10 protein-coding genes and 2 pseudogenes are annotated in these 12296 nt (G+C 66.3%); 7 read left to right on the forward strand and 5 right to left on the reverse strand.

Translation table 11 applies throughout. The features are described from left to right. Both BST40_RS25620 and BST40_RS25625 read right to left on the reverse strand, forming a co-directional pair. Positions 1-862 (reverse strand): metal-dependent hydrolase (locus BST40_RS25620; protein ID WP_083156155.1); only part of this gene is annotated, 862 nt, incomplete at its 3' end. Between the two features lie 81 nt (positions 863-943). Then, entirely contained in the window at positions 944-4183 is a 3240-nt protein-coding gene (locus BST40_RS25625; RefSeq protein ID WP_083156156.1) for a thioester reductase domain-containing protein, read from the reverse strand. A gap of 924 nt (positions 4184-5107) precedes the next feature. On the opposite strand from BST40_RS25625, the gene BST40_RS25630 reads away from it, so the two are divergent. Beyond that, entirely contained in the window at positions 5108-5428 is a 321-nt protein-coding gene (locus BST40_RS25630) for a hypothetical protein (protein WP_075548894.1), read from the forward strand. A gap of 2 nt (positions 5429-5430) precedes the next feature. On the opposite strand, the gene BST40_RS25635 is transcribed toward BST40_RS25630, so the two are convergent. Then, positions 5431-6447, reverse strand: coding sequence for a diacylglycerol kinase family protein (locus BST40_RS25635; protein ID WP_083156157.1), 1017 nt, complete (start codon positions 6445-6447; stop codon positions 5431-5433). Positions 6448-6915: 468 nt separating this feature from the next. On the opposite strand from BST40_RS25635, the gene BST40_RS25640 reads away from it, so the two are divergent. The 3 genes from BST40_RS25640 to BST40_RS25650 all read left to right on the forward strand — a co-directional run bounded on the left by BST40_RS25640 (position 6916) and on the right by BST40_RS25650 (position 9313). Next, on the forward strand, positions 6916-7797 hold the full coding sequence (locus BST40_RS25640; protein WP_083156159.1) for an oxidoreductase: 882 nt from the start codon (positions 6916-6918) through the stop codon (positions 7795-7797). A gap of 149 nt (positions 7798-7946) precedes the next feature. Beyond that, a complete protein-coding gene (locus BST40_RS25645) occupies positions 7947-8873 on the forward strand; it encodes a DMT family transporter (RefSeq protein ID WP_075548892.1) in 927 nt (308 codons plus the stop codon). Between the two features lie 209 nt (positions 8874-9082). Beyond that, the gene (locus BST40_RS25650) at positions 9083-9313 is read left to right on the forward strand and encodes an MbtH family protein (protein ID WP_075548891.1); all 231 of its coding nucleotides are present in this window, start codon (positions 9083-9085) and stop codon (positions 9311-9313) included. 269 nt (positions 9314-9582) lie between these two features. Here BST40_RS25650 and BST40_RS33410 read toward each other — a convergent pair whose 3' ends face one another. After that, complete coding sequence (locus BST40_RS33410; RefSeq protein WP_075548890.1) at positions 9583-10020, reverse strand: hypothetical protein; 438 nt, start codon at positions 10018-10020, stop codon at positions 9583-9585. On the opposite strand from BST40_RS33410, the pseudogene BST40_RS33665 reads away from it, so the two are divergent. The 3 genes and pseudogenes from BST40_RS33665 to BST40_RS25670 all read left to right on the forward strand — a co-directional run. Further along, positions 9989-10269, forward strand: a pseudogene (locus tag BST40_RS33665) (citrate/2-methylcitrate synthase); the annotation flags it as partial. The gene BST40_RS33410 and the pseudogene BST40_RS33665 overlap by 32 nt on opposite strands. A 395-nt stretch (positions 10270-10664) precedes the next feature. Then, complete coding sequence (locus tag BST40_RS25665) at positions 10665-11195, forward strand: DUF5994 family protein (RefSeq protein ID WP_240316597.1); 531 nt, start codon at positions 10665-10667, stop codon at positions 11193-11195. A gap of 200 nt (positions 11196-11395) precedes the next feature. Further along, positions 11396-11629: a hypothetical protein gene (locus tag BST40_RS25670; RefSeq protein ID WP_036391787.1), complete on the forward strand. Its 234-nt coding sequence runs from the start codon at positions 11396-11398 to the stop codon at positions 11627-11629. 150 nt (positions 11630-11779) lie between these two features. Here the strand turns inward: BST40_RS25670 and BST40_RS25675 are convergent. Continuing rightward, positions 11780-12296 (reverse strand): annotated as a pseudogene (locus BST40_RS25675) (integrase); the annotation flags it as partial.

The following is a 12296-nucleotide window of genomic DNA, read 5'->3' on the forward strand; positions in this document are numbered from 1 at the left end:
CCCGTCCCACCCCGCCCAGCTGGGACGGATGAAAACGCGGCGAATAGTAGGCGCCGATGACCCGCAGGAACTGAAAAGGCCCCGGCACCAGATCCCGCCGCGCCGCATCGAAGTAATCCCGCCAGCGCGGCCTGGTCCCCGGCGACAGGTACGGGTCGACCGAGTACATGAACCGCACACCGCGCACGAACAACCACAGCATCGCCGGCGTGACCAACAGCTGGGTGCGCACCTGCCGCCAATACCCGGCCCGCAGATGCTTCATGGTGTCAAAGGCGACCGCCTTGTGTTCGACCTCCTCCGCGCCGTGCCAGCGCAGCAGATCCAGCATCACCGGATCGGTGCCGAGGGCATCGTGCTGCGGGGTGTCGAGAATCCATTCGCCCAGGATGGCGGTGTAGTGCTCGATGGCCGCCACGATCGAAACCTGCTCCAGCAACCAGCTCTGCCGTCGTCGCAGGCTCCAGCGGGGCCGGTCACCGATCAGCTTGCCGAACAGCCAGCGGAGCTGGTCGGTGAACGGTGTCACGTCAATGCCCCGGGCGGCGAAGCGCTCGAGCACGCCGGAATGCGCCTGGGAATGCAAGGCCTCCTGGCTGATGAATCCCTGTACGTCAAGCCGCAATTGGTCGTCCTTGATCAGCGGCAATGCCTTCTTGAACGCCTCGACGATGAACTCTTCACCCGCCGGCAGCAGCAGGTGCAGCACATTGCAGAAGTGGGTGGTGAAGGGTTCGTTGGGCACGTAGTAGAACGGCAGCTTCGCCCAATCGAACTTGACGTCGCGCGCCTGAAGGACGATTCGCTCGTGATCCAGTGACGCGTCGTGCGGGCCGGCGGCCTGGTCATCGACAGTGAACATGGTGATCCCCCTGGACGCGTGCGGCTGTACGGCTAGTACCCAAAAGTGCGCTGGCACTACCTCGTAACCGACCCACGGTGACTAGGCACTGCATTGCGCCTCGGGTTCAGCCTCGGTGATCAGCTGCTCGCGCCGCAGGAACTCGACCAGCGCATCGACCGTGTCGGCCAGGGCCGGTTCGCGCAACCCGACCTTGGCCAGCGCGCGGGCATGCCGGTACCGCGTGTTGTCGTAGCGCTTGTCGCGCATCGCCTCGATCTTGCCGGCCGAGCGGGTCAGGAAATCGACCAGCGGGTACAGCGGGTCGCGCGGCGTGCACCGGCGGTTCAACTGCTCGGCGAACGACGGGATGTCGTGGTAGGCAAAGCGGTAACCGTGGCGTTCCGACAACAGCCGGGTGATGTCGGTGAGGTTGTAGTAGTCGTCGGCGGTGATGTTGAAGACCGTGCCGGTCTCGGCCGGCAGGTCCATCAGCGCGACGATGTGATCGGCGACCAGGTCGGCCGGCAGCAGGCTGACCTGGTTGTGCGCGTTGACGGCAAGGCCGTGCTCGATCATGAACGCGGTGAGGCGCACCAGGATGTCGTCCTGGCTGCCGAAGCCCGCACTGGTGGGCGAAATGAGCGACGGCCGGTAGATCCGCACGTCGAGTCCGTGCCGCTGCGCGGCCAGCGTCAGCTGCTCGGCGACCCACTTGGTCTGCGAGTAGCCGAAATCCAGCCCGGCCATCTCCTCGTTGCCATACGACTCGCCGACCACCGGCATGGTGCTCCAGCCATAGATGAAGGTGCTGGAGACCAGATGGAAGCTCTTGCGGTGGGTGGTCAGCGCCAGCCGCAGCAGCTCCCAGGTGCCGATCACGTTGGCCGGACGCAGTGCGTCATAGGTTCGGACGTAGTTGACCAGGGCGCCGTTGTGGACGATGCCGTCCATGGTGTCGGCCAGTCGCCGGAACCCCGCCTCGCCGATTCCCAGGTGAGGCTCGGCCAGATCGCCGCAGATCACCCGAACCCGCGCCAGGACTTCGGCCTCCAGCGCCGGCGACCATAGCTGAGCCCGGCGTAGCGAGGCGATGATCCGATCGTGACCGTGTGCCGTATCGGTGGCGCGCACCAGCGCGTGGATGGTGTAGGACGTCCGCCGCAGCAGGCTGGCGAGCAGGAACGGTCCCAGGAATCCGGTCGCCCCGGTCAACAGGATGTCGCTGGGCGCGCCCGATCGCGCCGGCGGGAGCGCCGGCAGCGGCAGCCGCGCGTCGACACGCATCTGCATGACCTCGTATGCCTCGTACTCGGCGGCAATCCGGTCGAGCGCGTGGCGCAGGGCGTGGATCGGCTGGCCCGACCCATCGCCGAACTGCCACACCAGCCGGAAGAACTCGGCAACCGTCAGGCGCTGCAGCAGGCGAGTGTTGACCTCCTCGGTCAGCTCCGCCGCGCCATGCTCGTCCAGCAGCGACTGCAGGTCCGCGCGCAGTTCGGCCAGGGCCAGTGAGTCGATGCCGAGATCGGCGAAGGAGCAGTCCTCCTGGCCGGTCAAATCGTAGCTCTCCATGAGGTGACGGAAGCGTTCCAGCGGACCCGCGGTGACGCCCAGCTCCTCGTGGGTCCGGCGGGTGCGGCTCGCCAGCACGGGCAGTTTGCCGTCGAGCCACAGCCGCCGCGTCTGCGCGCGCCTGATCTTGCCCGAGGTGGTCTTGGGAATGCTGCGCGGCGGCGCGAACACGATGGTGTGCGGATCGACGTGGCAGTGGCGGCGGATCGACCGCGCCAGTGCCTTCGGGTCCGGGAGAGCGTGCTGGTCACGCACCTCGGCGACCACGACCAGCGCTTCCTGCTCCTCCTGCTCGACCGAGAAGGCCGCGACGCAGCCGTTGCGAACCTGCGCGGCCGAGCGCTCCACCACGGCCTCGATGTCGGAGGGGTAGCAGTTGACGCCCCGGACGATGATCAGGTCCTTGCTGCGGCCGCAGACGAACAGCTCGCCCTCGTAGAGGAAACCGAGATCGCCGGTACGCAGATAGGTGCGCTCCGCATCGCCGGTGATGCGGGCGGCGAAGGTCTCCGCGGTGAGCTCGGGACGGTGCCAGTAGCCGCCGCCCTTGGACGGCCCGTCCAGCCACACCTCGCCGATTCGGCCCTCGCCCACTGCCTGCCTCGACTGCGGGTCGACGATGCGGACCACGTTTCCGGCAACGGGCTTGCCGCAGCTCACGACCCGGGCCTGGTTGTTGTTCTCCGGCAGCGCCTTTTCGACCCGGGCCAGATTCTGCCCCAGCGCCCGCTTGTTCAAAGCCAGCGTCTGGCGCCCCCGGATAGACACGATCAGGGTGTTTTCGGCCAAGCCGTAAGCGCCGGCCAGCGCATCGGGCCGCAGACCGTAGCCAGCGAAGCGCTGCCGGAAACGAGCAAACGTGTTGGCGTGCAACGGCTCTGCACCGACGACCAGGCTGTCCAGGCTGCTCAGGTCGATCCCGGTCAGCTCGTCGGTGGGCAGCTTGTCCTCACGCAGGCAGTACTCCAGCGCGAAGTTCGGCGCCGGGCTGTGGGTGGCGCGCACCTGGCTGATCAGCCGGAGCCACGCCGACGGCCGTTGCAGGAAATCAGCCGGCGACATCGCATGCGTAGTCCCACCGAGCAGCAATATGAACAGGTAAGCGGAGATCAGGCCCATGTCATGGTGCTGCGGGAGCCAGCTGACGGCCACTTCGCCGCCGGCGAACGCCGAGCCGTTGGCGATGACGTTGGCGTGGCTGACGATCACACCCTTGGGATCGCTGGTGGAGCCGGAGGTGTACTGCAGGAAGAGCACCGGACCGGGCGCGTCCGCCACGGGGGCGCCGCCGAACTCCCAGGTGCCGTCCGTTGCGAACCACGGCAGCTCCGGAGGCCGCGCGGCGTCGGGCCACGGCAGCCCGCCTTGTCGGTGGCCGAGCAGCAGGCGGTAGTCGTACTCGAGCTGTTTGGTCGACAGCACCGCCTTGGCCTGGCAGTCCCGTGCGATAAAGCTCAGCTTGGCCAGGCCCGCTTCGAACGCCATGGGCAAAGGCGGGCTTACCGGTACGGCGATCACCCCGATACGAGCGCAGGCGAAGAACGCCGCCACCATCTCTAGCCCCGGCGGGTAGACCAGCAGCGCCCGGTCTCCCGGCCGCAGCCCGGCCTCTGCAAACAAATAGGCGGCCAGCTCGCGGGTCCGTTCGGCGAAGCTTTGATAGGTGTAGTGCTCGAGCTCGCGGCCTTCGGCATCCACGAACCGGTAGAGAGTCTGGTCCGGCCGGCGCGCTTCCCACATCCGCAGGTAGTCGATAAGCGTATCCATCGTAGGAGCCATTCCCCCTTCCGAGCCGGTCTTCGACCGGATCGACGGAACCACGTCATTCACCAATCGGTAATGCCAAGAGTAACGCGACAGACCGATAGCAAGCAAAGGATTTCAGTCCAATTTATGTGGGTTGACACTAACCTCACAGGCGCGTTTCACATTAATAAGTCATATTACAAATAGCGAGTGCTGTGACTTCCGGCCCCGCAGGCACGTGACACGGAATCACCGGAGATTTCCGTACTTACGCATCTCAGTATCTCAGTACGTTGAAACGGCGGCATTTAAGCAGGTAAACCGGCGGTAATCCAAAGATACTGACATACGCAAATGCGTATCACCGGATTTCATGAACATGGCCATAGAGTTTACCTTTCACACCGTTACCAACCGGTGTCACCGTCACAATCCCAGGTTAGCTTGTAAGCGGAACGTGGCCTCGCAACTGCTCGTCTTTCTGTCGTTATCGATCATTGCAGCAACGACAATCTATGTCACCTGCGAAAATGAGTCACTGGGCGGTGGGCCGGCGTCTCGGCGCCGGGCGCCCCGTCGATCGGCCGGTGCCAGCGGGCGCGACGGCAGCATCGGGCCAGCCGTGTGCGGATGGTGTTGGCCCGAGTCGACGGCATCCGCGCCGGCCACCGGGCCGCGGTCACCCGCTGCTTCCGGACCGCAGTCTGACCCCGTAACCACGCCGCCTCACGACAGCCACGTGCAGCAACGCCGTCACCGGCGACCGGCCGGGCCCCTCCCGCCCGCCGGTTGCGACCAGGCGCGGTACCCCGCGGGCCTGCGGATCCCCGTTCGCCGGCGGCCCCCAATCCGCACCGCCGTGATAGTGCAGCAACTCCTCATCTACGGATATACTGCAACGGATGTACTGACATACTGATATGGCTGGCCGAGGGGGGCACCACGATGAGCAGCGCAGACCGCATCAACGCCGACGCCGAACGCTTCCGGGCGTACACCGCAGACGCACCATTCGCGTCGTCGGTCGCGGCGGCGCCGACCGAACCGGTCACCATCGGCCGCACACGCGCCGCGCGCACCCGGCGAACGGTCGACCTCTCGCCGGCCCAGCATCGAGCCCTCGACATCTGGCAGCGAGAAGCCGCGGACCGCCTCGGCGTCGCCCGCGTCACCGGACAAGAGGTCCTGGTCGCCCTCGTCGACCAACTCTTGAGCGACCCCAAACTGTCGGCGCAGATCACCCGCACCATCCGTTCCCGGCGCTGACGTCACCGACGACGCGGGCGACGCGCATGCCCCACCTGGGCCATCCGGATGCGTGGTCCGGCGCTGGCCACAATCTTGACGATGCCGACGAATCGCTCGCCGTCGATGATCGGTGACAGCGGCTCGTCCTCGGCCTCGATGACCATTTCTTCGCCGTTGACATCGCGCACCCGATCACCGCGGATGCTGCCGTAGGTGAGCCCCGCGGGAAGTTGCGCGACGATCCTGGAGGGCCTGGTGTCCCCGGCCTGGAAATGCAGCACTCCGGCTGCGGCGGCCTTCGGGAAGAGCCGGAACGGACCGCCGATACGCAGGTCGATCGCACCCGCGTGCAGCAGTCGGTGGGTTCGCGTCGGGACCTCCTCGCCGTCGATGATCACGCGGGCGTGGGTCGGCGCGAACAGGTGAGCCGCCCAGTTGGGTCTGTTCATGCGGCCCGGGGCAACCTTAGAAGTCAGGTAGTCACCGAACGTGCGGGCGATCACCCGGGCGACGGCCGCGCGGCCATGATCGGGGTTGGCGTAGTACTTGTCGTAGAACCGGTTGCCGACGCCTCCGGCGGCCAGCCCGAAGCACAGGCGATGGAATGGCGCGCCGTCGGCGGTCTCGCCGTCGAGTTGCAAAGTGTCGAGGCAGACCTCGGGCGGCGGCTGATTTGACTCGGCGGCCGCCGCCAGCGCACTGACGATCGCATCGGCCCGCCCGCGCACCCCCGCTTTGCGCGCGACGGCGTTGACACTGCCGCCGTTGGTGGGCACGAATGCCGGCCAGCGTTCCGGATCGGCCACCCACTGCCGGGTTTCGTTGATCAACCAGTGCAGTGCGCCGTCGCCGCCGTCGCCCACGAGGTGGGTGACTCGGCGATAAAGCTGCTGCAGGGTCGTGCGGAGTTCGTCGACGGACGCGGTTTCGTGCACCTCGCCCCAACGGCCGACGATGTCGCGCAGCTCGGCGGCGCGATCACGTGGCGCAGCGAGGTTCTTGCGTGCCTTCGGATTGACGATGACGCCCAGGTACATCTGCTGGTCACCCGCCCGGCGCGCGTCTGACCGACCCGCGGCCGTTGCGGGGCAGGGCCGGCCAGGCGGATACATTGCGTGCCACTTGGATACTCCTCGGCGAAGGGACAGCGCGTGCGATCACGCGGACCACTCGGGACGATACCCAGCTTCACTGGTTTTGAACCCTGCCGTCGTCGCCACCAAATAGACGCCGCCAAAGCCTGGGCTTCGGCCTCGGCGGTGTCCCGGGCGTGACCAAGCACCGTCGGGGATCCGGTCAAGGGTCGCGCTTTACCATGTCATCGGTGTCGAACGCGTGAGGTTTTCCATCGCGAAGAACCGAAAAGAACTAAGCACTGACGGGGTGGGATAACGGATGCCTGATCGGTGTGGCGGGGTGTTGCCGCGCGCCGCGGTGGTCACGGGGAACGCCGCGAAAAGGTCACCGGGGGCCGGCTGATGAGGCTCCGCATTCCCGCGACTGCCGTGCCTGAGTGGACTGCGGCAGAGCTGCCGTCCTTCGCCGGACGCACCGTCATCGTCACCGGGGCCAACAGCGGGCTCGGTGAGGTGACCGCCCGCGAGCTGGCCCGGGTCGGTGCCCACGTCATCCTGGCGGTACGCAACACCGAGAAAGGCGAGGCCGCCGCCCGGCAAATGGCCGAACCCGGGGCCTGTCGCGTCGAGGTGCGTCGGCTCGACCTGCAGGACCTGTCCTCGGTGCGGGACTTCGCCGACGGCATCGACAAAGTCGATGTCCTGGTCAACAACGCCGGCGTCATGGCCGCTCAATACACGCTGACCGCCGACGGATTCGAGGGCCATATGGCCACCAATCACCTCGGTCATTTCGCGCTGACCAACCTGCTGCTGCGCAAGCTCGCCGACCGGGTGGTGACGGTGTCCTCGCTGCTGCACAACATCGGCTACATCAGCCTCAGGGACCTGAACTGGCAGTCGCGGCCGTATTCGGCGTGGCTGGCCTACGGCCAGTCGAAGCTGGCCAACCTGCTGTTCACCAGCGAGCTGCAGCGGCGTCTGGATGCCGTCGGCTCCTCGCTGCGCGCGCTGGCCGCCCATCCGGGCTGGTCGCACACGAACCTGCAGGGCAACTCCGGCCGCAAAGTGGTGGACGCGGCGGTCTTGGCCGTCGACCGGATGGTGTCTACCGACGCCGACTTCGGTGCCCGCCAGACGTTGTATGCGGTGTCGCAGGACCTTGCCGGCAACACGTTCGTCGGCCCCCGATTCGGCTTATATGGCCGCAGCCAGCCGACCTGGCGCAACTGGTCGGCCAGGCGGGCCGCCACCGCCGTCGCACTCTGGGAGCTGTCCGAACGGCTGACCGACGCCAAGTTCCCGCTTTGAGGCGACGGTGCGCGAGTGTGCAAGCCGGCGAGGCGGTTTCGGCGCCGGGACGGCTGAGAACTCGGTGCACAGTCGCCTCAATGCCCACGAAACGTGAATAGTGGGTATACGTGCGGCCGCGGGCCGGATGTCGGCGAGGAGGGCGCCCCATGTCGAATACGGATATCGCCGGGTTTCTCGCGTTGTGCGCCGCGCTGGCGGCCGCGATCGGCAGTGTGATCCGCCAGCGGTCCGCCCAGGAGATCACCGACCAACCCGTCGGCTACCTGGCGCTGTTCGGCATGTTGTTGCGCGACACCCGCTGGTGGCTGGGCGGTCTGGGCGACATCGCCAGTTACTGTCTGCTCGCCGCGGCCCTCGACAAGGGCTCGGTGATGTTGGTGACGGCGCTGCAGGTGACGGTGCTGCTGTTCGCGCTGCCCCTCTATGCGCGGTTGGCCCATCATCGGATAACCCGGCGGGAGTGGCTGTCGGCGGTGTTGCTGGCTGCGGCGTTGGCGACACTCATCACGGCTGGAGATCCCACCGCCGGCCACTCCCGGGGCTCGGTGCAAGCCTGGATCGTGGTGGCCGCGGTGCTGGGCCCTGCCTTGGGATTGTGTGTGCTGGGCGCCCGGATCCTGGCGGATCGTCCCGCTGCGGCGGTGCTGCTGGCGGTGGTGTCGGGTTCGTCGTTGGCGCTGTTCGCGGTACTCACCAAGGGCATCGTTGACGTGCTCGAACATGGTACCGACAACCTGTTGCGCACACCCGAGTTGTATGGCTGGGTGCTGGCCGCGCTGGGCGGGATGATCTTCCAGCAGTCGGCGTTTCGCGCCGGCGCCCTGACCGCCTCGTTGCCGACGCTGACGGTGGCCAAACCGGTGGTGGCCTCGGTGCTGGGGGTCACCGTGCTCGGCGAGACGTTGGAGGCCGACGGCCCGGAGTGGCTGTTGCTGGTGGCCTCGGCGGTGGTGGTGATCATCGCGACGGTTGCCTTGGCGCGTGGTGAGGCCGCTACCATGGCGGCCGGCGCGGGACGTGACGTGACCATCGCCGAGCGGCCCACGGCGCGGTCGCAGCCCTTGGGCGGTTGACGCAATACCGGCGGCTATCTCCGGGCGGCGTCCCGGCTGCCGACTTCCGCCCGGGTCTTCATCGGGACACTGAGTTGACCATAGAACTCAAGGGTGTTGGTGCTACGTTGACGTCGCCGATCGGTGATCTGGACACAACGTTCTACCACAAGAATGGTTCCGCGCTGGTTCGGTTTTGACCCGTCTCTACTGGGCCGTGAGGAGAACGAGTGAGTGTCAATCCGTTCGACGACGAAAACGGTAGCTTCTTCGTCCTGGTCAATGACGAGGAGCAACACAGCCTGTGGCCGGTGTTCGCCGATATTCCGGCCGGTTGGCGGGTCGTTTACGGTGAGGCCACCCGGGCCGAATGCCTGGACTATGTCGACCAGAACTGGACCGATATCCGGCCGAAGAGTCTGCGGGAGAGGCTGGCGGAGCGGAGGGCTTCCGATTCGTAGGCCCGCTGGGTGCAATCCGCGTGAACCCTGATGGGCGGCTGCGCCATGTCGAGTGTGCCGACGAGCAAGGCCAAGATGCACACGTATCTCACCGAGCCCGGTGAGGTCCAGGCGCTTGATGAGGCGCTCTTGATGCCGAGGCGCTGAATGCGGCGCGCTGGCCGACGACTCCGGCAGCCCCCACGAAGGCCTGCGCCCGGTGTTTTCGGTGATCGACGGGATACCCCACAGCTTAGCCGGGCGCGACGGGCACCCTGACCTCCGGTGACTCATGCGACCCATGTGACCAGTCGCCGTCTTGCCCGGCAGCGAAACAGGACCACACCAGCAGCGCCCAAGGCCATCCCGGTGCCGCCCGAGGCTTTGCGGAGGCTGACCCGTGGGAGCCCATCCAGCGGGTAACCCGCCCCGGCGCAGGGCACGGCGTCGGGACATTGCAGCTGAGCCGGCAGTTGCTCGGGGAGTGACCGCCGGCCGGTAGGGCAGGTCGGTGCCAGTATCGAGGTCGGAGTGCACGCTCTGGGCGGCGTCCAGGAAAGCACGTAGGACAACAGCAAAGCGCCGGTGAGATGGTTGGTCAGACGAATGCGGGCCATGCCGCGCGCGTCGTCGCCGAGTTGGTCGTCGCCGGCGATGCCGGTGCGATCACGTCGGCCTGGGCGAGTAGTGCGCTCAGGTTGCACCAACGAGGCGGTGATGCGTGACATGTTCGAAATAGGCGCTGCTGCAAGGACATCCGAGTGGTCGACCAGCAAACTGGCCCGCAACGAGAAGATCGTAGGATGCGGTCACCGGGTGTACCAGAACGGTGACTGGCGGGTGTCGGCCAGGGGCAAGCCCTGATGCGGGTGGCCGGACGAGAGGGTCAGCGGTGGCTCCACACTTACCCCATCCTGTACCCCATCCTGGAGCGGGATATGTTGGCCGCGACTGGAATCAGGCCGAATCTGGACTTTCGTCGCGCGGCCCATGAACCGGTCGTGCAACGACGGTGCGCGGCGGTCGAAATCGGGGACTGCGACCCGGTGCGGCGGGCCCGGAAGCCACACCGACCGGGTCGTCACCTGATCACTCAACTCGGTGCGGTTACCGCCGCCGTGGGTGTAGTGTCCATGGTGAGGTTTTCTTTCGTAGCCAGCCCTGATCTCAGGGTTTGCGACCGCATCGCAACCACGGGTCTGTGACTGGCTTCGTTTGTCGATCCCCACACGTGTGTGCCGGGTCAGGCCGAAGTGAAGGGGTCGTCAATGGATCATCGCGAGTTGCGCGCGGGTCGACCGGTGGCGGTGATGATGTTGCTGGGCCACGGCCGCGTGACGCGGGTGGTTTTCGGCTGGGCAATGTCAGCGCCATGAACGGAGCAGTGGGTGGGCGGCGCCTGGCCAGCCCCGTGCGGGTCGCCTTGGCGATGGAGCTGGGTGCGCCGCTTGACGGGGCGTGGTGGCCGCACACGGCCTCGATAGCGCGCGAGCTTCCCGAGTTGGTTGATGCGCTGTGCGCGCGGTTGGGCAAGATCACCGCCATCACCGTGAACTGGTCCTCGCTGGAAAGCTCGCCGGATCTCGATGCGCTGAACCGTCCCGGGGTAGGGGACAGGGCTGAGCGTGGCCGGGTTGTCGTACGCCAGCGACTGATGACGATCACCGGCAGCCGGGCCTCGGCGAACCTGTTGGTGGTACCGTGCCGCACGTCCGCGGCTCTGGCCAAGATGGTGTTGCGCAGATGTGCGGGACTGCCCGCCATGGGTGAGGAGCGGGACACTCAGGAATTCCAGACCTGCGGCGACATCCTGCGTGCTGCTCGGGCCGAAAGCGCACACTGCGGCCGACCTGTCCGGGATGATGCGGCCGCGCACGCCGCTCCGGCCGATCTGCAGTCATGACGGCTTGATGGGTACCTCTCCAACCGCGCAACGCCGTGCAGCGGCAACACTTCTCGGCGTACGGTCCGACCGCGACCAGCCGGCGACTTCGTTGACCTCCGGACGCTTGGGCAATCCACCTCTGAAGCCCCACATCATGCTCGGTGCGGGCCTGCGCTTGAGACGTGTCGCGCCGACGCTCGTAAGAAAGGATGTATCTCATGGCCATACAGAACTGGTGGGACGCACCGGAAATTCATCCGTCGGAGATCCGGGTCGGTGACGTCATCGGCACCGTGCGCCCGACCCATGTTCCCTTCAAGGTCAAGCTGATCAGTGAGCCGAATAGAAGCCCGAAGCAATGGACGTTTTTCGGCCGCGACGACGCCGGCCTGGACTACGTGAGCACCTTCGGTGACGGTGAATTGGTCCGCAGGTACACCAAGGCCTCCTGACCGCCGCCCCGGCGACGGTCCGGCAGAGCGCCACCGAAGCGGTTGCGCTGGCGCCGATCTTCGCGCGGGCCAGCACGTGATGCCTCACGTCAATATGCCCGCGAAAATTAGTCGATGCCTCACGTAGGAATGCCCGCGAAATATGGTGGTTCAGCAGGCCTTGGTCCGGATGCCTTTGCGGATGTCGGGTAGGGCGGTGCGGATGCTGGCCAGGTAGAGCTGTTCGGTCTTTTCCTTGGCTAGCAGGAGAAGTCGGTTCTGCAGATCGGCGATCTCGCGGCCGATTTTGGCGGGGTTGAGGTGGTCGCGGTAGGCGGTCAGTTCGGCCTGCTGTGTTGGTGAAAGGACGCCGGCGGCCAGAAGCCGGTCGAATGGGGTCTGCGGTGTGTCGTAGAGGCGTCGGCGGCGGCCGTCGCCGCTGCTGGCGTACCCGATGGGTTTGATGGTTGGGGTCAGGTAGTTGAGCCGGTCGTTGACCAGTGGCCAGAGCCGGTTGAGCAGGGCTCGTTCTTCAGGGGTGTCGTAGCGGTAGTAGAACGCGTATTTGCGTACCAGGTGGTTGTTCTTGGATTCGATGGTGGCCTGGTCGTTCTTCTTGTAGGGCCGGGATCTGGTGAAGAAGATCTCCATCTCTGCAGCCCACTTGATGACGGCCTTGTTCAGGAAC

Origin of the sequence: Mycobacterium persicum (genome assembly GCF_002086675.1) — a bacterium.
Taxonomy (GTDB): domain Bacteria; phylum Actinomycetota; class Actinomycetes; order Mycobacteriales; family Mycobacteriaceae; genus Mycobacterium; species Mycobacterium persicum.